This is a genomic window from Flavobacterium galactosidilyticum (assembly GCF_020911945.1).
In the GTDB taxonomy this organism is placed as follows: Bacteria; Bacteroidota; Bacteroidia; order Flavobacteriales; family Flavobacteriaceae; genus Flavobacterium; species Flavobacterium galactosidilyticum.
On the sequence record NZ_CP087135.1, the window covers coordinates 515,492 to 536,725 of the forward strand.

15 protein-coding genes and 1 tRNA gene are annotated in these 21,234 nt (G+C 34.8%); 3 read left to right on the forward strand and 13 right to left on the reverse strand.

All coding sequences use genetic code 11. From position 1 onward, the window contains the following. Complete coding sequence (locus LNP27_RS02310; RefSeq protein WP_229942910.1) at nucleotides 1–1,581, reverse strand: peptide MFS transporter; 1,581 nt, start codon at nucleotides 1,579–1,581, stop codon at nucleotides 1–3. A gap of 18 nt (nucleotides 1,582–1,599) precedes the next feature. Then, nucleotides 1,600–3,771, reverse strand: coding sequence for a S9 family peptidase (locus tag LNP27_RS02315; RefSeq protein ID WP_229942911.1), 2,172 nt, complete (start codon nucleotides 3,769–3,771; stop codon nucleotides 1,600–1,602). Between the two features lie 179 nt (nucleotides 3,772–3,950). Between LNP27_RS02315 and LNP27_RS02320 the strand changes: the two genes are divergently transcribed. Both LNP27_RS02320 and LNP27_RS02325 read left to right on the forward strand, forming a co-directional pair. Beyond that, nucleotides 3,951–5,267, forward strand: a complete 1,317-nt coding sequence (locus LNP27_RS02320; protein ID WP_229942912.1) for a hydroxymethylglutaryl-CoA reductase, degradative — start codon at nucleotides 3,951–3,953, stop codon at nucleotides 5,265–5,267. A 69-nt stretch (nucleotides 5,268–5,336) separates the two neighbouring features. After that, nucleotides 5,337–6,254 carry a GYDIA family GHMP kinase gene (locus LNP27_RS02325; RefSeq protein ID WP_229942913.1) on the forward strand — a complete coding sequence of 306 codons (918 nt, stop codon included), beginning with the start codon at nucleotides 5,337–5,339 and terminating at the stop codon, nucleotides 6,252–6,254. Between the two features lie 238 nt (nucleotides 6,255–6,492). On the opposite strand, the gene LNP27_RS02330 is transcribed toward LNP27_RS02325, so the two are convergent. From LNP27_RS02330 to LNP27_RS02355, 6 genes are all read right to left on the reverse strand, one after another. Continuing rightward, entirely contained in the window at nucleotides 6,493–8,589 is a 2,097-nt protein-coding gene (locus LNP27_RS02330) for a peptidylprolyl isomerase (protein ID WP_229942914.1), read from the reverse strand. Nucleotides 8,590–8,697: 108 nt separating this feature from the next. Further along, complete coding sequence (locus LNP27_RS02335) at nucleotides 8,698–9,957, reverse strand: hemolysin family protein (protein WP_229942915.1); 1,260 nt, start codon at nucleotides 9,955–9,957, stop codon at nucleotides 8,698–8,700. A 3-nt stretch (nucleotides 9,958–9,960) separates the two neighbouring features. Continuing rightward, complete coding sequence (locus LNP27_RS02340) at nucleotides 9,961–10,158, reverse strand: hypothetical protein (protein ID WP_229942916.1); 198 nt, start codon at nucleotides 10,156–10,158, stop codon at nucleotides 9,961–9,963. 11 nt (nucleotides 10,159–10,169) lie between these two features. Next, entirely contained in the window at nucleotides 10,170–10,724 is a 555-nt protein-coding gene (gene lptC / locus LNP27_RS02345) for an LPS export ABC transporter periplasmic protein LptC (protein WP_229942917.1), read from the reverse strand. Nucleotides 10,725–10,764: 40 nt separating this feature from the next. Next, the gene (gene bamG, locus LNP27_RS02350) at nucleotides 10,765–12,012 is read right to left on the reverse strand and encodes a BamG family beta-barrel-assembly machinery protein (protein ID WP_229942918.1); all 1,248 of its coding nucleotides are present in this window, start codon (nucleotides 12,010–12,012) and stop codon (nucleotides 10,765–10,767) included. Continuing rightward, nucleotides 12,005–12,739, reverse strand: coding sequence for a type III pantothenate kinase (locus LNP27_RS02355; protein WP_229942919.1), 735 nt, complete (start codon nucleotides 12,737–12,739; stop codon nucleotides 12,005–12,007). Before LNP27_RS02355 ends, bamG begins: the two co-directional genes overlap by 8 nt. A 98-nt stretch (nucleotides 12,740–12,837) precedes the next feature. On the opposite strand from LNP27_RS02355, the gene LNP27_RS02360 reads away from it, so the two are divergent. Then, a tRNA-Phe gene (locus LNP27_RS02360) sits at nucleotides 12,838–12,910 on the forward strand. A 1,313-nt stretch (nucleotides 12,911–14,223) separates the two neighbouring features. On the opposite strand, the gene LNP27_RS02365 is transcribed toward LNP27_RS02360, so the two are convergent. From LNP27_RS02365 to LNP27_RS02385, 5 genes are all read right to left on the reverse strand, one after another. After that, entirely contained in the window at nucleotides 14,224–14,775 is a 552-nt protein-coding gene (locus LNP27_RS02365; RefSeq protein ID WP_229942920.1) for a hypothetical protein, read from the reverse strand. A 175-nt stretch (nucleotides 14,776–14,950) separates the two neighbouring features. Continuing rightward, nucleotides 14,951–15,148 (reverse strand): hypothetical protein, encoded by a 198-nt coding sequence (locus LNP27_RS02370; protein WP_229942921.1) that lies wholly within the window; start codon nucleotides 15,146–15,148, stop codon nucleotides 14,951–14,953. A gap of 169 nt (nucleotides 15,149–15,317) precedes the next feature. After that, a complete protein-coding gene (locus LNP27_RS02375; RefSeq protein WP_229942922.1) occupies nucleotides 15,318–18,317 on the reverse strand; it encodes a type I restriction endonuclease subunit R in 3,000 nt (999 codons plus the stop codon). A gap of 4 nt (nucleotides 18,318–18,321) precedes the next feature. Then, nucleotides 18,322–19,617 (reverse strand): restriction endonuclease subunit S, encoded by a 1,296-nt coding sequence (locus LNP27_RS02380; RefSeq protein ID WP_229942923.1) that lies wholly within the window; start codon nucleotides 19,615–19,617, stop codon nucleotides 18,322–18,324. Beyond that, nucleotides 19,618–21,207: a type I restriction-modification system subunit M gene (locus LNP27_RS02385; RefSeq protein ID WP_229942924.1), complete on the reverse strand. Its 1,590-nt coding sequence runs from the start codon at nucleotides 21,205–21,207 to the stop codon at nucleotides 19,618–19,620. Nucleotides 21,208–21,234: the final 27 nt, after the last annotated feature.

A 21,234-nucleotide genomic window follows, 5' to 3' on the forward strand; every position in this document is an offset into this window, starting at 1 on the left:
TTATTTAATTCCGTGCATCATTTTTACTAATTTTCTATTGAATAACAATAGCATCAATGCTGCAAATAACGGAACGCCTGCAATGATAATAAAGAACGTAGAGATAGAATACATTTCTGAAATCTTATCAATATAAGCTCCAGTCCAGCTCCCGATAAAGTTTGCAATAGCCGAAGCAGTGAACCAAAGTCCAAAAAGAACACCGACAAATTTCTTCGGAGATAATTTACTTACGTAAGATAAACCAACTGGCGATAGACACAACTCACCTACTGTGTGAAAGAAGTAGGCTAAAATCAACCATATCATACTTACCGACGCCGTTTTTGCTCCATCAGGAATACTTAAGCTACCGTATGATAATGCAAAGAAACCAACAGCAACAAAGATTAATCCCATAGCAAATTTCACTGGCCCAGATGGATTCCATACTTTATCCCATATTTTACTAAAAGAAGAAGCCAAAGTAATTATAAAAAACGAGTTTAAAATTTGGAACCAAGAAACAGTAACTTCAGTAGTTTCTAATGAAAATTCACGATTTACTTTCCATATTCCTAATCCCCAAATAATCACAAATGAAATGGCCGTGAAAATTATAGTCAATGGATATTTTGCATAAATTTTCTTAGCTAAACCTACTAAAACGTAGGTTACAATTGCAATTGGAAAAATTGTCAAAATGGCATCAACCCATTTAAAGAATGTTGCCGAATCTCCCGTTAAAGCTCTTTGAGTATAATCTTTAGCAAACAAAGTCATTGAACCTCCAGCTTGTTCGAAAGCAAAAAAGAAAAAGATACTAGCAACCATCAAAACACCAACAACAATTAATCTATCTCGAACAATATGAGGAGCTGTTTCTACTTCTGAATTTTCTTCGGCTGATAATTCTGATTTTTTCGCAATAGTAACATCTTGTCCAATTACACCAAATATCTTTTGTGCAAAGAAGAATTGTAACATTCCAAAAAACATAAAAACACCGGCTAAACCAAATCCGTAATGCCATCCGATTTTCTCACCAATATAACCACACAACAACATTCCTAAAAATGCTCCTGCATTGATACCCATATAAAAAATTGTATAACCAGCATCTTTTTTACTGCTTGTATCAGGATACAACTGACCAACCATTGAGGAAATATTTGGCTTAAACATACCATTACCCAAAATCATAAAAAGCAAACCTATATAAAAGAAGTTTTCACTAAATCCTTCAAGAGCCATAGAGGCGTGCCCAAGTGTCATCACCAAAGCACCAATTAAAATAGCTTTCCTATAACCTGTAAATCGATCTGCTATCATTCCTCCTAAAAGTGGAGTTAGGTACACTAAACCAGTATAAATTCCATAAAGTTTTAGCGCTTCTTCGTTTGTCCAAGCCCATCCACCATTTACTAATTCACTTACTAAGAAAACGGTTAGAAGTGCACGCATTCCATAATACGAAAAACGCTCCCACATTTCTGTAAAAAACAATACAAAGAGCGAAGCTGGATGATCCATAACCATTGCCTGGTCAATACCTCTATTGCTTAAATGTTTTACTAATAACTCATCCTGCTTTGATACCATTGTTTTTATAGGTTTAGATTATAAATTTTCTTTAATAAAATTAGTCATTTTGTTGTACAACTGAATCCTTGTATTCCCACCATAAATTCCATGGTTATTGTCTGGATAAATTTGGGAATCAAATTGTTTGTTCGCTTGAATTAAGGATTCCATCATTTGCATTGTATTCTGAACATGCACATTATCATCACCTGACCCATGAATTAGCAGATATTTTCCTTTCAATTTGTTCACATGATTTATTGGTGAATTATCGTCGTATCCGCTAGCATTCTCTTGCGGAGTGGTCATGTAACGCTCTGTATAGATGCTATCATAAAAACGCCAGTTAGTAACTGGAGCCACCGCAATTGCCATTTTAAAAACATCATTTCCTTTCAAAAGACAGTTAGAAGCCATAAATCCACCGTATGACCAGCCAAATATACCAATTCTAGATTTATCTACAAATGAATAATTACCTATTACTTTGGCAGCATCAATTTGGTCTTCTACTTCGTATTTACCTAATTGAAGTTGCGTTACTTTTTTAAAATCGGATCCTTTATAACCAGTTCCTCTTCCATCTACGCAAGCTACAATGTAACCTTGCTGTGACAACATCATAAACCAATAATCATTAGAGCTGATCCAGCTATTAGCTACTTGCTGAGATCCAGGACCTGAGTACTGAAACATAAATACAGGATATTTTTTTGAAGGATCAAAATCTTTCGGCTTAATCATCCATGCATTCAAGTCATTACCTTTTTCTGTTTTTAGAACGAAAAACTCTTTTGAAGGTAAATTATACGATTTTAATTTTGCATTCAATGCATCGTTATTCTGAATCGCTTGAACTTGTTTTCCAGTTTTAGCCTCATTCAAAGTATATTTTGTGGGTTGTGTTGCACTAGAGAAAGTGCTGATGTAGTATTGAAAATTTGGACTGAAAGTTGCATTTGTAGTTCCAGTTTCATTGGACAAACGCACTTTGTTCTTACCATTAAGCCCTATTCTATAAACGTCTCTATTAATTGATCCATTTTCAACTGATTGATAAAATACAGTATTGGTCTTTTCATCCAAACCATAGTACGATGTAACTTCCCATTTCCCTTTTGTTACTTGATTTTTTAATTTTCCGTTTTTGTCATATAAATAAATATGATTAAATCCGTCTTTCTCTGATGTCCAAATAAAACTATTGTCTTTCAAAAAAGTCAAATTATCAGTTACATCAACGTAGGCTTTATCTTTTTCATTCAACACCACTTTAACAGCGCCAGTTTCACCATTAACAAACACTAAATCTAAATTATTTTGATGACGGTTTAGTACTTGTGCCGATAGCGTATTAGCCTCATTCGTCCATTCCATTCTAGCAATATAAAAATCATTATAATTACCTAAATTGATATTCTTTACAGCATTTGCGTTCACGTCATAAATATGCAAAGAGACAACTGAATTATTTTCACCCGCTTTTGGATATTTAAAAGTCTCTATTGTTGGGTACAAATCTTTCTTAAACATTGACATAGAAAATTCAGGCACTTTACTTTCGTCAAAACGAATATAAGCTACTTTTTTACTATCAGCGCTCCAGTCAAAAGCCCTTACAAAAGCAAATTCTTCTTCATAAACCCAATCCGTAATACCATTAATAATACTATTTTTAAGGCCATCAGTAGTAATTGCAGTAGTTTTAGAAGAAGCTATATCATAGACAAAAAGGTTATTTCCTTTTGCGTAAGCGATCTTTTTGCCATCAGGGGAAAGCGTAGGCTCTTGAACTTGAAAATCAAATGGTTTTTTAAGCTCCTTAGTAGAAATATTATATAAATAATAATCGGCAGTAAATGAATGACGAAAAATTTGATTGGTATTACATGCAATTAAAATCAGTTTTTCAGAAGCATCAAAAGTGTAACTATTTATACCATTTGCTAATGCTGGAAATGATTTTGTATCGATTAAAGTGGATACCTTTTTTAACGTTGCAAAATCATACAAATCAATTGTCGTACTTCTGGATTGTCTGTCAAAGTTAAGAACAGTGTACTGATTTGTGTTTTTTAAAGACTGCAACGCATCCATTCCTTTTGTGCGAAATGTGCCGTTATAAATTTCGTCTATTGTGATTTTTTGTTGACCTACAACTGTAAAACAAACAAATAAAAATAAAGCTATAATTCTTTTTGAGTACATACTAATTATTTAAAAATAAAAACGCCCAATTTTAGTGAAAAAATTACAATTATAGACTCTTTTTTATGTTAAATGTAAAAATTAATATTAAAATCATAACTAGAAGGAATATAAATTGATTGTCAATAAAAGCACTAAAACCGTATATTTGCAGCTAATTATACCATAATCAATTGAGAATGAATAAGGCTATTAGTGGATTTTCGAAATTTTCCAAGGAAGAAAAAATAAAATGGATTGCAAATCAATATTTTTCAACGCCAACAGAAGCTGTCGCCTTGCTGAAAAACTATTGGAATTCTGACGAAAAAATACAGAAATTACATGATGAATTCATCGAAAACACGATAACAAATTTTTATATACCCCTAGGAGTTGCACCAAATTTCCTAATTAATGGAAAATATAGTACCGTTCCTATGGCTATTGAAGAAAGTTCTGTGGTTGCTGCTGCCGCAAAAGCTGCTAAATTTTGGTCCACACGTGGCGGATTTAAAGCAACCGTAATCAACACTGAAAAAATTGGTCAAGTTCACTTTATATACAAAGGTGATGTATCAAAATTAAACTTATTCTTTGCTCAGATAAAAAATAAATTTTTCACAGAAACAGAAGCAATTACTGTGAATATGCAAAAAAGAGGTGGCGGGATTTTAGACATTGTTCTTAATGACAAAACTAATTTACTACCTAATTACTTTCAGCTGCATGTTACTTTTGAGACTAAAGATAGCATGGGTGCTAACTTTATTAATTCGTGTTTAGAACAATTTTCGAAAACATTAAAAGAAGAAGCGCACAACTACGATTTATTTACCGACTCTGAAAAAGAGATTGAAGTTATAATGAGTATTCTGTCTAATTATGTCCCTAATTGCATTGTAAGAGCTGAAGTTTCATGTGCGATCGAAGATTTAGAAGAAAAACACATCCCAAATCCACAAGAGTTTGCTAATAAATTTATACAAGCGATCAAAATTGCTGAAGTAGAACCTTTTCGTGCTGTAACACACAACAAAGGAATCATGAACGGAGTCGATGCAGTAGTTCTAGCAACTGGAAATGATTTCCGTGCTGTAGAAGCTGGCATACATGCTTACGCTGCTCGAAATGGAAAATATTCTAGTCTTTCTCATGCTAAAATAGAAAATGGAATTTTTACTTTTTGGTTGGAAATTCCTTTAGCATTAGGAACCGTTGGAGGCTTAACTTCTTTGCATCCATTGGTAAAACTATCTTTAGAAATGCTCGAAAAGCCGTCTGCTGGAGAATTAATGCAATTTGTAGCTGTTGCTGGCTTGGCACAGAACTTCGCTGCTTTGCGTTCGCTTACAACAACAGGCATACAAGAAGGACACATGAAAATGCACTTAAACAACATCATCAACCAGTTTGAAGCAACTGACGAAGAACGTCATTTAATTCAGAAACATTTCAAAAAACATACCGTAACGCATAGTGCAGTTGTAACCTTTATTGAAGAATTAAGAAAATAATTACTACCGATTTTAGCATTTAAAAAGCTAAGACCGTTAAAAGAAATACTGAAAAAAAATTCAGCATAAATGAAAAAAACATTCTACAGTAACGGAAAACTTTTAATCACAGGTGAATACCTAGTTCTTGATGGTGCCAAAGGCTTTGCTTTACCTACAAAATTTGGCCAAAACCTAATTGTAGAAGAAGGATGCAATCAAAAAATAGAATGGAAAAGTTATGATTCAGATGGAAGCATTTGGTTTGAGGATATTATTTTGATTTCAGACATCATAAAACCAATAAATACTGAAGTCGAATCGGTTACAAATACTTTGATTACTATCCTTAAAGAAGCATTTTTATTAAATCCAGATTTCCTTACTAATTCAAAAGGATATAAAATTACAACCGAACTTACCTTTCCTAAAAATTGGGGTTTAGGAACATCATCTACCTTGATAAACAACATTGGGCAATGGTTGCAAATTGATGCCTTTATACTGCTTAAAAATAGCTTTGGGGGAAGTGGTTATGATATTGCTTGCGCGCAAAATGATTGTCCTATTGTATATCATCTAGAACAAGGAAATCCTATTATCGAAAAAGTTCCTTTTTCTCCAAAATTTACAACAAACATCCACTTTGTATATCTCAATAAAAAGCAAAATAGCAAAACGGCTATAACCAAATACAAACGAAATGGCCAAAATAATTTATCTCAAGTTATTACTTTAAATGACCAAACTACAAGTGAAGTTTTAGCAGCTAAAACTGTTCAAGCATTTGAAGAAGCACTTGAAAAACACGAAAAAGATATGAGCTCGATCCTTGAAACACCAACAATCAAAGATTCTCTTTTTCCTGATTTTAGTGGAACAATAAAAAGTCTAGGTGCTTGGGGTGGTGATTTTGTAATGGTAATTTCTAACGAAAATCCAACGGAATATTTTACTCAAAAAGGATACACAACTGTTATTCCTTATGATGAAATAATATTGACATAAGATTTTGAATATTTGTTTCGTTCAACGATAAAGTACCTACTAAGTTCAATTTATTTTATGGCACAATACTAAAAAATCGTTAGTAAATCTTCTGTTAAGTACTATTTACAGTGACGTTAAAGAAAGTAATTACAATACCGGATTCTTCAAATTAGAACAAAAATTATAGCACAAAAAAAAATCCCGATACATTTTAAAACGTATCGGGATTTAATATTTTGACTAATTACTATTTAGATTAGTAATTAAACTGCTGTCTATTGTCTTCAATTTTAGCATTTCCTTTCAAAGCAGGAATTACTCTATTCACTTCATTTGCTTTTTGAGCATCAAGTTTAGCTACGTAAGGCTTATAGTCTTTCAAAGCTGGAGCTTTTACCGTACTTGTGTTTTTAACCACATAAACTCCTGTATTTCCTTCAATTGGTGCAGATAATTTATTTGCCGCTAAAGCGAATGCATTTCCCACGACTTTAGGCTCTGGGCCTACATTGGCCAACATTGGGTTTTCCATAGTTAGATCAGTAGCTTGTTGTACTGTTCCGCCTACAGTTTTTGCTATAGCTTCAAGAGAAGATCCAGTCATTTTAGCTTTAATCAATTCAGCTTTTTTCTTGTTTTTAAGAATTTGCTCAACATAAGGTCTTGCCACAGAAACAGCAACTAAACCTGACTTATCAATACTTTTTACTTTTGCAATAACGTGACCTACGTTAGCAACTTCAAATCTTTTCACTGCACCTATTTTCACTCCATCTTCAAATGCCCATCTTACAATGTTTCTTTGTTTTCCTAAAGCTCCAAAATTTTCATCCATTCCTTTTACAGAAACCGCAGGAGTAACTGTAAGACCCATTTCTTTTGCTGTTTTACCAAAATCTTTAGATGCAGCGTCCATTTCAAATTTAGTTGCTTGCGTAAACATTTTATCAGAAGTAGCTTCTGAAGCCTCTATTTTTTGAGCAACAGTAGCTAAACGTACTCCGTCTTGTTTATCAGTAACTTTGATAATATGAAAACCGAAAGGAGTTTCAACTAAACCTACTTTTCCAATTCCACTATTGAAAACAAAATCATTGAAAGGTTTTACCATTTGGTTTTGACCAAAGTATCCTAAATCACCACCTTGTTGAGAAGATGAATCATCAGAAGCTGTAAAAGCTAACATTAAAAAACTTTCTGGATTAGCAGTAACTTGTGCTAAAATGCTTTCTGCTTTTGCTTTTGCTTCTTCTTTCGTTCTTTTTTCTTTTTTATTAGGAACTTGAGTTCCCTCATAGCTAATCAAGATATGACTTGCTTTAGCATTAACTCCTGATTTCATTCCCATTGATCTAGAAATACAATAGTAATTTCCATAAATATAAGGTCCGTAAACAGCACCTGGAGCAAGATTAAATAATTTATCTGCATCAACAGCTGGCAAATCCTTTTTAGCAACATAAGTTGAATCATAAGGAACATCAGAGTTTGAGTTCACAAAATCAACAACATTTCTAGTTGTTCTAAATCCTGCTACGGTATCATTTTTTCCAGTTGATTGGTTGTACACCACGCTACCTGCTAACAATGCATTTACTTTTGCTTTGATTTCAGCTTCATCTGCTGTAGAAGGTTTGTCTTCAATCAAAACATATTCTATTTCACGAGATTCGTCTGCTTTGAACTTTTTCTCGTTTTTCTTCATGTAATCTACAATCTCTGAATCAGTAACTTTTACATCACTATCTTTAATTGTTGAATATAAACCGGCAACGTAAGCAAAGTTAACTTTGTTTGCTTCCATTTCGTATTTCATTTTACCTTCACTATCAGTTGTAAAAATCGCTGCCTTTACCATTGTATTGTACAATTGATATTTAGCATTTAGCTCAGCATCTTTTTCTCTGTCTTTTAAAAACTGGCCTTGCTCAGGATTAGCTCTAAAATACTCTTTGAATTTAGCAACATCAAACATACCGGCAGCATTCATAAATAAAGGATTACCACCAATATTTTGATCTGCTTTTAAAACTTCTAGTAAGTGTTTTTCACCTACTCTCAATCCTAATTTATCAAATTCAGAAGTCAACAATGCTATAGAAACTTCTTGATCCCAAACTCTGTTTGCCGCTTCTGTTGCAGTGATTCCTTGACCACTTTTTTCAACATTGCTCACTTTAACTCTAAAGTCTTCAAACGAAATGTCTTTTCCATCAATACTTCCAACATCTTTAGAAGTACTATTGAAACCTCCACTATTGAATATATCACCTATGATAAATGCTAATAAACAAAATCCAATAACTAGTATCAGAAGAAGTGAACGTTGTCTAATTTTTTGTAAAACTGCCATTTTATTGTTGTTAATTTTTATATTCAGTTTGCGAAAATACAATTATCTAGTTAATAATAATACTAGTAGCGTTTTATTTTGCAACAATTTTCACTTTGCCAATAAAAATCACTCTTGCACGGTCATTTTAACCAATTCTATTTTCTTATTTGTAGCCTCTTCGATCACAAAACTGTAAATTCCTATTGCTATCACAGCTCCCTTTTGCGGAATTTCTTTAGTGTGATCTACTATAAATCCACCAAGCGTTCCATAAGAATCCTCTTCTGGAATATTAAGCTTATAGGTTTCGTTCAGATACTCAACATCTAATCGAGCTGAAAACATAAAAGCACCATTACCAAGTTCTTTCTCAATTAATTCCTCATCTGAATCGTGCTCGTCTTGAATTTCACCAAAAAGTTCTTCTACAATATCTTCAAGAGTTATAATCCCTGATGTTCCGCCGTATTCATCTAAGACCACAGCAACACTTTTCCGCTTTTTAGTAAGCAAATTCATAGCGTCTTTTATAAATATTGTTTGAGGCACAAATTCCACAGAAATTACGATTTCTTCAATACTTGTAGGCTTTTTAAACATATCAAACGAATGTACATAACCTATAACATCGTCGAATGAATTCTGATACACCACAATTTTAGAATAGCCCGTTTCAATAAACAATTGCCGTAAATCCTCAATTGAATCTGACAAATCAATAGCCGTTATTTCTGTCCTGGGAGTCATTACATCTCTTGCTTTAACCCCAGAAAATTCTAATGCGTTTTGAAACATCAATATTTCAGAATCTACCAACTCATTATCTTCTACAGTGCTCATTTGCTCTGTGATATAATCGCCTAATTCGATTTTACTAAAAAAAAGAGGGGTTATATCACCTTCTGTTTTAAAGAACTTTCTCAAAATATAATCAGAAATTCCAATGAAGAAAGCAGCAATAAAATAGAAAATCTTGTAAAAAAAATAGGCTGGAACTGCAAAAATCTTAATTAGTGTGTTGGCATAAATTTGAAAGAAAACTTTAGGAAGAAACTCTGCTGTGAATAATAGTACCGCCGTAGAAATCAAAATTTGCAGCACTAATGTCAATCCTTCCGACATGAAAAGTCCTAAAGAACCGAACCACTTCATCAACAAATCGCCCATAAAGAAAGCGTAGACAACCATAGCAATAGAGTTACCTATAAACATGGTTACTACGAAGTTTATGGGTTTCTCCGTAAGTTTTGTAAGAATATTTGAAAGAAAATTATCTTGTTTTTTTTCAATTTCAAGATATATCTTATTCGACGAGACAAAAGCTATCTCCATTCCTGAAAAAAAAGCACTTAGTATTAGACACAGTATGATAATACTAATTTCCATTACCTAGGAGTTTTTATTTCTATCATCAAATTTTTTAGAAAATTTTCTTCTAAAAAAGAACATAAAAACCGCTAGTGCAGCAATAATAAAACTCAACCAAGGACTTCCTGTTGATGGATCATTTAACTTTGTAAAACCATCATAAATGAAATAAGCTCCAAAAACTAGGTAAACGTATTGTGTAAATTTTAAGTAATTCATAGTGTTTCTATTTAATCATTCGTTTCTACTTCGCCTGTTATTTTTTGCGAATTAATAACTTTAAAATCCCTACTAAAATCAATTCCCTGTCCGTTAGAAACTCCTTTAGGATCCGTAAACTTGAAGCGTCTTTCGGTAAAAAACCAATTGTTTTTTTGATCAAAATACAGTTGCTCAGTTTCAAGCATCTGACCTTGTTCCGTATATATTTTTACTTTTCCCTGCAAATCAATAATGCTTGAACCTTTATAGGAAATAGCATAATTCGATCTTATAAAAGTTTTTTTTGCATTTTTATCATACAAAGTCACATCAATTCCTTTTGGAAATTCTGTAAAAGGAAACCTAATACTAGCATAATCGAGCATTTTCGGACTCACTAATACAGCTGTAATTCTTCCTGAATCTGTATATTTTAAATTTACAATATCCGCATCACTACTGGGCACAAATGCCGAAAAGTTACTTTTTTGTATTTCCTTAAAATTACTTTCGCACCCAAAAAACAGTGTCATAGCAAAAGCTATGACAATCCATTTGAATTTGTATTTTTTAAATAAAGTCATACGCTGAACTTACACAGAAGTTTTAGTAACAAGCACTCTTTTAGTTGAATTTACGTTTTACAAACCATTGCTCATTAAGTGAAAGACTCACACTTACATTAGCATAATTCTCTTGTACTAAACCCGCAGTAGTTGTTCCTTTTTTCCCAACTTCAATACCAAAATTAACATTAGAAAATGTTCCTGACAACGGCATTCCTACACCAACTGTAACAGCCATATCATTTATAGACTCATTATTGATAACTAGACCTGTCTTTTCGTACCTCAACCCACCTCTATAGGTCATTCTTTTTGCGTAGTTTGAAAAAGAACTGTAATTAGGTGTATAATAACCACCTAAACTATATTTAGAGCTTTTCTCATAAGAAACATCTGCAGTTGAATTATAATTATTACTCAAAGAACCGGCTCCTTGAAATGTATATCCTACTCCAACTAACCATTTTCTTGCTTCACCGATACCTGCAGCCATCGCGTATTTACTTGGGACTTTTAAATCTTTTTCAGATTTCACATCCTCTAAAACGTCTACAACTTGCAAGTCGAAATTATTATTATATAAAGCTGTTGCAATATTCCTAGTATTTTTAGCTTTCAAATCACTTTCAAGTGAATAGTTTAAACTACTAAAAAAGGATAGTTTTTTATAAATTTTAGTTTGATACATCAAACCAACATTAAAATTAATACCTGATAAATCGACATTATTTAATTCTCGTGTCCCGATAGCGACATCCGTTATATATTCAAAATTATTAGTTTCGATTTTCCCGAAATTATAATTAACATCTACACCAGCACTAAGACCTGAAGTTATTTTATAACCAACTCCAAGAAATGCTTTGTTCATGCCTCCTGTTCCATTAAAACTTTGATTATTTTCTGTAAGAGAGCCCATTGTTCTAATTTTATAACCAACAGAAGAGTATGGAATTAATCCAAAACCAACTCCAAATTTACCCAAAGGCAAACCTACTGCTAAATAATCTAAAGTTGTTCTACGAGCATTCGCTGACTTACCTTCACTTTTTAAGTTAGTTGTTGCTTGCGTTCCTCCTAAAGTAAAAGTTGACAGTTTCAAACTCGCGTAACTTGCCGGATTCTGTAAGTTCATGTGAATACTATCTTGCTCGATTGCAATCCCGCCCATAGAGCGCGTTTCGTGCGTTCCTTTGAACCTAACATCACCGATACCATAAAAAGAATATGAGGAAGCTGTTCCCTCTTGAGCAAAAGATACTAATGATAAAAGCAAACAAGCGCTTACTATAATTTTTTTAATCATTTTTGATTTTATATTGAAAAGTTTGATTCAAACTTTCCAACAGAAAATTTGAATTGGCAAATATGGTATTTTTTAATCGTTTAGCCAAGAAATCTGTATCTCCACCCGTTAAAATTATTATAAAATTTGAATATCGAGACTTATAATCAGTTATAAAACCGTCTATTTCATAAACTAAACCATTTACTACTCCTGAATGAATAGAGTCTGGAGTCGAGTTTCCAATAAGATCTTTAGGGTGTTCCAAAGTCAAGAAGGGAAGTTTTGCCGTATAATTATGTAACGACTCATAGCGTAACCGAATTCCAGGAGCAATTGCTCCACCTAAGTAATTATTTTCTTTATCTATAAAGTCATACGTTACACAAGTTCCAGCATCAATTACCAACCTATTTTGATTTGGAAATGTCAAAACCGCTCCTGCAGCAAGAACCATCCTATCGATTCCTAAGGTTTTGGGTGTACTATATTTATTTTCGAAAGGAAAAGCATTTGTATTAGAGATAAAATTCACATTAACCACTGATGCGAATGCTAAAAAGGCTTGTTTATCGACATCTCCAACCGAAGAAATAACCAAATCAGCTAGTTTTTGAAATTTTTTTAAAATATTTTCAATTTTTTTTTCGAGCTCTATTTTTGTAAAAATAAAAATTTCCAAAATCTTATTCTCCTCAAAAACAGCAGCTTTAATTCGAGAATTACCTACATCGACAACTAAAATCATAATTCATTTTTTGAAGTTGCGAAGGTACGAATTGATTTTTTTAAAAAAATGGTTTGGATATATTAAAAATCATCCTATCTTTGCACCCGCAATAGCACGGTACCTTAGCTCAGATGGTAGAGCAATGGACTGAAAATCCATGTGTCCCTGGTTCGATCCCTGGAGGTACCACTTTAAAAATTCGCAACAAAACTGTTAATCAGTTAGTTGCGAATTTTTTATTTTAAAAGGGTGCCAATTAGGGTGCTGCAAAACCATTATTTACAATTTACAGGTTATTAAGCTTTATACTTTTATTAGACTAGTCCCTCCATCATAAGCAAGTGCAATAAGCATCCTACTCACAAATTTTACTGCCATTTTCATTTTCCCCATAGTTTGACGGCGGGGTAACGACCATAGTACATCACTGATTTTATATCTCTCGTTTTTTTATTTGGCAACGTAAAAACCAACATATAAGGAGAGAAACCTCTATAGATAGATTATAATTATGGTATTACCACACATTAGCTGTTGAAAAAAGGTATTATTTATATGCTTTTTTAGCTATGAGTACATCAGCGCAGGAGTAAGTACTATATATATTAAAAAGCACGTGTTGAAGTTGTTTAAGTTAGACAAAAGAAGACCTCTCAAAGCAGACCTACCCCGCTTATAATATAATATATGATTTTGAATATATAATTCAGGCGGGGGGGCTTATATGCTATTAAAAAAGCCATAAGCTTAATTAATGACTAGACTTTGCTGATTGGCTTTAATTGTTCGCTCGATTTTTTTGGAAGGGTGCCATTGCGAAAAGTTATTTTTTAGATAAATTCTCCTTGGCAGTCTTCCGAAAAAATGAGCATAGCCCTACGGCGATTGAGTTATTTACAACTACAATAACACCCCAAGTGAAGCAAAAAAAGCGTTATTTACTCCAGCTCATAGAAAGCTTTTTTTGGTAAACGGGTGGCGGTGTTCGCGGCAATCGAACAGCAACGCTAGACCGAGAATTAAACGTAGTCCTTGCGAAGTGAAGAGAAGGGATAGCAGCGTGAAACGGCGAGGAAAATATAAAAGACAGCCTTTAGGCGTTCCTTGATTTAAGGCAAAGTGATAACGGAGCCAACCTCGATGGCTGTGCGAAGGAGCAACCGCAAATCACGTTGGGCGGCAGACATTGTACTGCTGGAATGCAGTGGAACGGAGCTCGCGGAGCGTAACGAAATGAAGCTGTATTATGGATGTATAAGCCCGACCGAACGAAGGAAGAGAGCGTGTGAAGACTGGGAATGCAGCCAACAAAAAAAAGAGCTTCTCATTTTCGAGTGGCTCTTTTTATTGATGGCAAATGATCTGTGGAATGGAAAGAGGTACGAATGACTGGAACAGCCCAGCGGAACAAAGTGAACGACCAAAGTGAGACCTTTTGTTTGTCGTTTTGTTTGTCGTTAAACAAAGTCCCCTTCATCAAAATAAGGAATGCTTATGACTGTTTATTTCTCACCATAACCGTAACAATCTCTGCACTTGACAGTTGTCTCACCGTAACAGGTCGGACATAAAAACTTACCATAGCCGTTACAATCCTCACAATATTTATAACCTGAATTACATTCTTTACAATCTGCTGTCCCGGAACCCTGACATAAATCACAACGTAGCCCTCCCGCTCCATTACAATTGTTACAGGACGAGAAAGTAGATTCATTATGATACCATGTTGAATTAGCAGGATCAAAAACCTCCCCAGTTACGTCATCAATTTGTACAATTGTTTCAATTTGTCCTGTACCACTACAAAAATGGCACATTAAATTTTTATAACCTTCACAAGAGGCACAATCTTTTACACCCGAACCATTGCAAATAGCGCACTGAATCTCGCTAGTTCCTGATCCTTCACAGGTGTTACATTCAAAATGACCACCTTGACATTCCGTGCATTTATTTTTTCCTTTACCATTACAAGTTTCGCATTCAAACTTACATCCATAGAGTAAAAAACAGAAAGAAAACAAAATTAAGAGTAAGTATTTATTTTTCATCTAATATATGTATTTGAGAATGTATATCCATTTTGCTTGTAAAGTTAGGGGAAGTATCAAAGTGTTCTCAATGAACAATTAAGTTAGTATAATAAGACTAACTACGACACCTCTTCGTATGGGGAATTACCCCATAAACCAGTAGGTTTTTACTAACATTAAGTTTATTACAATACTACCCAAACAAGAAACCAAAAATCCATATGGCAAATAAAATCCCTAATACTGATAAAAACAATTGCAACATGCATGAGCCTCCTACCATTGCAGCACCTGCAGCATTAGTTGCAGAATCCTCCTTTGACTGCCCCGATAATAAACTAAAAACATAAACAACTACTGCAATTCCTATTAACACCCATAACCAAGTCATATCTCTATTTTTTTTAATTAATTAATCAAACTTAAAATGTATTTCTTACAATACATTACGGTTTTCCGCAATTGAGGTAATATTTTTGAAATAATCTTCTTAAGCTACCTTATCGCTATACAGGTGCTGCAGGAACTCTATAAACAACTAACAACCTTTATAAACGTCACTAAGCCCTCCATTCGGCATACTGTCCTTCTGCTTGATCCATTATTTCCTGGAGTATGTCGTTGAGTTCGGCAACGCTTACTTTTCCTCGCAATTCTTTTTTGACGGCCAATCGGATGCTAGCCTTAGCATCTTCTTTGTTCAGCCAATCTATCTGCAAGTTGTTTTTAACTGCTTTGACTACTCCGTGCACAATGTCCTGAACAGGACCTGCTTCCTTGATAATATCTTTTTTTGAAGCCAGAATATCATAGAAAGCTAACTCTTCGTCTGATAAGCCTAATTCCTTGTTGCGGTGGTCTTCTTCCTGAAGTAGTTTGGCTCTTTCTATTAATTCGGCAATAGTGGTATAGGAGTCAATCGCATTCTTATGGTAGTTTTCGATCACTCGTTCCAGTTCATCCTTGAGAGAGGTGTATTTTTTGATGTTTTTATGCAAACGCAATTTGACCTCATCCATTAAGATGTTCTTGAGTAACTCAATTTTAATGTCTATGCTATCCTTCTCTTTTTTAGCTCCCAAGAGAAACTCTTCATTTAAAATAGAAATGTCAGCTCTTTCTAGTCCAGCCATGGCGAATACATCTACAATTTCGTCTGACTCGATGCTACGACTAATTAGTTCCTTGATCTGGTCTTTTTGGTTTGTTCGGCTTCCTTTTACTGACTTAGCATTACGAATAGCTTTAGAGAGATGCTGTATGAATAAAACGTCGACTGAATATTCCTGTATTTCAGTCTGTGACTTCACAATTGATAATAAGCCTGTCAGTTTCTTTTCTTCAAGCATGAACATATTGGCCGGCTCGTCGTATTTGATAATGCTATTTAGTGCTTTCTTAACTAGCAGTATTTTATCGCTTTCGCGTAAGCCTTTCCAGTCCGAATAATCGATGTTCTCAGAAATCAAGCCCTTACATATTTCTATTTGGTTATAAAATAACTCTAGGGCTTGTTGCATATCAATCGTTGGCTTACCCTTTCCGCCACCGCCTGTGTATTTAGAAGTTGCAATTTTCAATTGGTCTCCAATCCCTATGTAATCAACGATAACTCCTGATGGCTTGTCTTTAAAAACACGATTAGTTCTTGTAATTGCCTGCATTAAGGTATGTCCTCTCATGATCTTGTCGACGTACATAGTGTGTACACAAGGCGCATCAAATCCAGTGAGCCACATGTCCCGAACCATCACAATTTGCAAAGGATCTTCGGGTTTTCTAAAACGCTTTTTTAAGGCTTCGGTTGCATCCTGAGTCCTAATGTGTTCGTTCCATTCAATTGGATCTTTAGAGATGTTCCCTGTCATTACAACGGCAATTTCGGGGCATCCTTCAATAGCTTTTAGAGCATCGTACATCTTAACACTATTACGGCGACTCATACACACTACCATTGCTTTACCTGGTAAGGTTTCGGTACGGTTTTTAAAATGCTTCATGATGTCATTAGCAATTTTATTGACACGGTCTTCTGATCCTGCTGCATCTTCAATAGCTGCCCATTTTAGGCTGCCATCGTCCTCGGTATCTTCAGTAATAGCATCTACATCAGCATCGATATTTTGATTTCCTAAATGTAGTTTTGCTAATCGGGGTTCGTAGTATATAGGCACTGTTGCTTTATCATTGACTGCCTGTTTTATATCGTAAATATGTATCGTTTCTCCAAAAACTTCTTGGGTATCGGCATCTTTACTGTCTATTGGTGTTCCTGTAAACCCTATAAAAGAGGCGTTAGGCAAGGCTTTACGCAAATTAGAAGCAAAACCATCTAACAAGCCGTATTGAGTCCTGTGCGCCTCATCTGCCATCACGATAATATTCTCTCTTTCTGAAAGTATTGGATGGGCTGTTTCGCCTAGTTCGTTTTCGTTGCCTTGCTTCAATCTGAATTTCTCAATAGTCGTAAAGATCACGCCACCACTTCCTGTGGATAATAATTGACGTAGCTCATCAGTAGAACCTGCATGCTGCACATCGCCTACTAAATCTTTGGCGAGAACAAAGTTCTCGTATAACTGAAAGTCTAAATCGCTTCTATCTACCTGTACCACAATGGTTGGATTTTTTAACTCGGGCAAGCTTCTTAGTATTCCTGCATAAATCGCCATCGAGATACTTTTTCCGCTTCCTTGAGTGTGCCAGATTACGCCAATACGACCATCACCATAAGGCTTAATAGCTTTTTTGGCTGCTTCTACGGCAAAGTTTACACCAAAAAACTGGTGGTATTTAGCCCCTTTCTTAATTAATTTACCGTTGTGGTCTTCAAAGAAGACAAAGTTTTTAATGTAAGACAGCAAACGGTCTTTAGGGAACAACCCAAATAGTAAGCTGTGCATCTGAAAATCATCCTCTACTATTTCGATGCCATTAATACTTTTCCAGGCAGCATACCATTCTGAAGAACTATTAAACATCCCGTGTTGGGCTTCGTTACCATCGCTTACAATCGTTAGAGCGTTGTATTCGAAAAGAAGCGGAATGTCCTTGCAGTAATGCTGTATTTGATTGAAAGCTTCGCTAATAGTCGTGTTTTCGTCAAACCAGTTTTTGAGTTCAAAAAGCACCAAAGGTATTCCGTTGATGTAAATGATAATATCAGGACGGCGTTTATTTCTACCTACAATACTGAACTGATTAACGCACCAGAAAGCATTGTTTTCCGGGTTGTGATAGTCGATGGGATAAATATGAACAGCTTTTTCGTTATCGTTCTGGTCTTTGTATTCGTAGCTTAGTCCTTTGGTTAATTTTAAATGAAAACTACGGTTTCTATAGGCTACATCAGCACCGGCATTGTTACAGAAGTCAGCCACGGCAAGATCGTGTATCTCAGCAGGGAGTTGTGGGTATTGCTTGACGATAAACTCCTTCAACCGGTCTTTCAAGATTACCGCATTTGCGTTTTGGGGCAGTTCGTTGCCTTTTACGTGCGTATAGCCTAAATCCTGTAGCCATTCTATCGTTGCCTGTTCTATTACTGCTTCTGTAGTCATGGTTTTATATTATAGTTGCTAGTTGTTCCTGAAACTCTTTTAACTGTACTTCCCCGCTGATTAACTTGGGTAGTAAGGTATCACGGAGTTGGGTTAAGGTTAGATTTTCAGTTAAATTTTCAGTGGTTATATCATGTAGATGAACAAAATCATTAATTAATACATCTAATACATTGTTGTCATTTGGTAATATAATATTTATGTTCTCTATATCAGAAGAACTAATGTTGGGTTGTGCACTACCATAAGCAAGACCTTGAATAATTTTATAAAAATCATTGGTTTGCATAATTTTCCCAATTAATATGGAAGCATTTTTTATTACTTTATCATTGAATTTTCCAACACGTTGGTTTAACCATAAATCTTGGCTGTAATTTGGAACAACTCCAACTTTCCCAACTTCGGCTCCAGTCATAGCTACTAGGTAATCACCTTTAGTAACATTGAACTTTTTATTAATAGTTTTTGAAACTACTTCTGAAATACAATCACATTTACTAATATCAACAATGTTGTTGTTTATGTTTTTGATTTTTAAAACTTTAATTCCAGTTTCTTGAAACCATTTAGATTTGAAAGCGTAACCGCCTATTACAGTAACTATATCTCCAATTTTCTTCACTTTCCATCCTTCAGGAATCATCCCCAATTCACTTTCTATAAATTCCCCGTCCTGAAACGGTCCAAAATCTACAAACCAATGTTTATAGAGTGCCATGGCCATTTCCTCGAGGGTTTTGTTAATGGCGAGGTTGTTCTCTATTTTGTCGTCTATATCAGAAAGGATTGAGGCTATGGCTTGTTGTTCTTCTAAAGAGGGTAAAAGTATATCTATGTTTTTTATTTGTACAGGAGATATATTTGCTTGATTTGCACTACCAGTTGCATTAAGAGCAAGATTATAGTGAATTTCATATCTGTTTAAGTATTGGCACAAATAATCAAATGAAACAACATCTGGAACAGTTACATAAATTTTACCAACTCTTTGATTAATTAGCGATACATCATTCAATCTATATCTACCCATTTTACCAACAGCAGAACTCATAACATTCACAGTTGAGCCAGTCATAGAAATCAAAAAATCGCCTTGTTTAGCAATATACTTTTCAAGCTGGGTAGTTAGATTCCCATTGAAATAACTTACATCTTCTATTGTTACATTTGGTGAAATGATATTTTTAATTTTAATGACAGGAATACCTTCACCTACTAATTCGTTTGCTTTAAAAGCATAGCCATTCTGAACATCGGCAATTTCTCCAAGTTTATATGTTTTCCAGTTGTGTGGCATCTACAGTTTATTAAAATTCTCTAAAATTCGCTTCTGCAACTCATTCCCTTTAGCAAATTGAGCCTGTAATTGGGTTTTTAAGGCTTCCATTTTATCTTCAAACAAGATCCCATCGTCTTCTGCTTCTTCAGTACCTACATAAATACCAGGCGTAAGTTTGTAGCCTTGTTTTTCTACTTCGGCTATGGTTGCATTATACGAGTAACCATCAGTGTTTTCATAGTTACCTCCTACATTACGCCATGCGTGGTAGGTTTCGGCTACTTTGTTTATGTCGTCATCAGTAAAAATGCGTAGTTTGCGGCTTTCCATAGTTCCCATTTTACTGGTGTCTATAAAAAGGATTTCGTTGTTACGCTCACGGTGTACGCCGTCCTTGCCATCACGGTTTTTACTTAATATAAATATACAGGCAGGAATCCCTGTAGTAAGGAACAACTTGTCTGGTAAACGCACGATACAGTCTATCATGCTATTGTTTACCATATACTCACGCACGTTTTTCTCACCCTTGTTGTTAGAAGTCATTGCGCCGTTTGCCATCACTACAGAAGCTGTTCCAGTGTTGCTTAAATGACTCCAAAAGGTTTGCATCCACATAAAGTTGGCGCTACCATCAGTTGTAAATTCTTCTTTGGGTCCAAAGAGTCTTGGGTCGTTTTCGGGCAGGTCCTCAGGGTGCCACTGGCTCACGTTAAACGGCGGGTTTACTATGATAAAGTCTGCTTTTAGGTCAGGGAATTTATCGTTAAGCAAAGAGTCTCCTAAACGTACATCAAAGGATAGATCTCGTAAGGCTAAGTTCATCTTACACAAACGCAACGTACCATCATAACGCTCTTGTCCGTAGATAGAAATGTTCTTTTTGTCTCCACCATGAGACTCTAAGAACTTCAAGGATTGCACAAACATACCTCCTGATCCACAGGCTGCATCAAATATTTTTCCTTCGTATGGCTCAATCATTTCAACCATCAAACGAACGATACTTCCTGGTGTAAAGAATTGCCCTGCACCTGAACCTTCGGCAATGGCAAACTTACCAATGTAATATTCATATACACGCCCTAGGATATCGCTTTCGGGATTCTCTTTTTGAGATAGTTTCGGGTTAGAAAGTAAATTGATTAATCCGCCTACTTGTCTTGGTGACAATTGACTTTTCACAAAAAGACGAGGTAAAATCCCTTTTAAATCAGGTCGGAATTGCGCCAGTGTGTTATCTAAAACGTCAAAGGCATCATCAATGATTACTTTAATGTTGTCTTGTTCTGCGTTTTCTTTTAGGTACTCCCAGGTGGCTTCCTTAGGAATGATATAGATGTTTTTTGAAAGGTACTCGTCTGCATCTTCCAGTACATAATTGATCTCGTCTTGGTTTTGAGTATAGTAATCAGATGTTTTGTCTTGTACTAAATCAAGTAGCTCATCCCTGCGAATCTCATATCGCTCAGACATGTGTTTCAAGAAAATTAGGGGAAGTATATAGTCTTTGTATTGATTCTCAGCTACTGCGCCACGAAGCTCATTAGCCGCTTTCCATAATTCCTGTTCAAAATTAATATCTGCTTTTATAGGGGTCTTTGCCATTCTGTGTTTAATAATTATTGCATAAAA

Coding starts and splice junctions, on each gene's coding strand:
- LNP27_RS02310 (WP_229942910.1), bottom strand. CDS start 1,581: ATGGTATCAAAGCAGGATGAGTTATTAGTAAAACATTTAAGCAATAGA.
- LNP27_RS02315 (WP_229942911.1), bottom strand. CDS start 3,771: ATGTACTCAAAAAGAATTATAGCTTTATTTTTATTTGTTTGTTTTACA.
- LNP27_RS02320 (WP_229942912.1), top strand. CDS start 3,951: ATGAATAAGGCTATTAGTGGATTTTCGAAATTTTCCAAGGAAGAAAAA.
- LNP27_RS02325 (WP_229942913.1), top strand. CDS start 5,337: ATGAAAAAAACATTCTACAGTAACGGAAAACTTTTAATCACAGGTGAA.
- LNP27_RS02330 (WP_229942914.1), bottom strand. CDS start 8,589: ATGGCAGTTTTACAAAAAATTAGACAACGTTCACTTCTTCTGATACTA.
- LNP27_RS02335 (WP_229942915.1), bottom strand. CDS start 9,957: ATGGAAATTAGTATTATCATACTGTGTCTAATACTAAGTGCTTTTTTT.
- LNP27_RS02340 (WP_229942916.1), bottom strand. CDS start 10,158: ATGAATTACTTAAAATTTACACAATACGTTTACCTAGTTTTTGGAGCT.
- lptC (WP_229942917.1), bottom strand. CDS start 10,724: ATGACTTTATTTAAAAAATACAAATTCAAATGGATTGTCATAGCTTTT.
- bamG (WP_229942918.1), bottom strand. CDS start 12,012: ATGATTAAAAAAATTATAGTAAGCGCTTGTTTGCTTTTATCATTAGTA.
- LNP27_RS02355 (WP_229942919.1), bottom strand. CDS start 12,739: ATGATTTTAGTTGTCGATGTAGGTAATTCTCGAATTAAAGCTGCTGTT.
- LNP27_RS02365 (WP_229942920.1), bottom strand. CDS start 14,775: ATGAAAAATAAATACTTACTCTTAATTTTGTTTTCTTTCTGTTTTTTA.
- LNP27_RS02370 (WP_229942921.1), bottom strand. CDS start 15,148: ATGACTTGGTTATGGGTGTTAATAGGAATTGCAGTAGTTGTTTATGTT.
- LNP27_RS02375 (WP_229942922.1), bottom strand. CDS start 18,317: ATGACTACAGAAGCAGTAATAGAACAGGCAACGATAGAATGGCTACAG.
- LNP27_RS02380 (WP_229942923.1), bottom strand. CDS start 19,617: ATGCCACACAACTGGAAAACATATAAACTTGGAGAAATTGCCGATGTT.
- LNP27_RS02385 (WP_229942924.1), bottom strand. CDS start 21,207: ATGGCAAAGACCCCTATAAAAGCAGATATTAATTTTGAACAGGAATTA.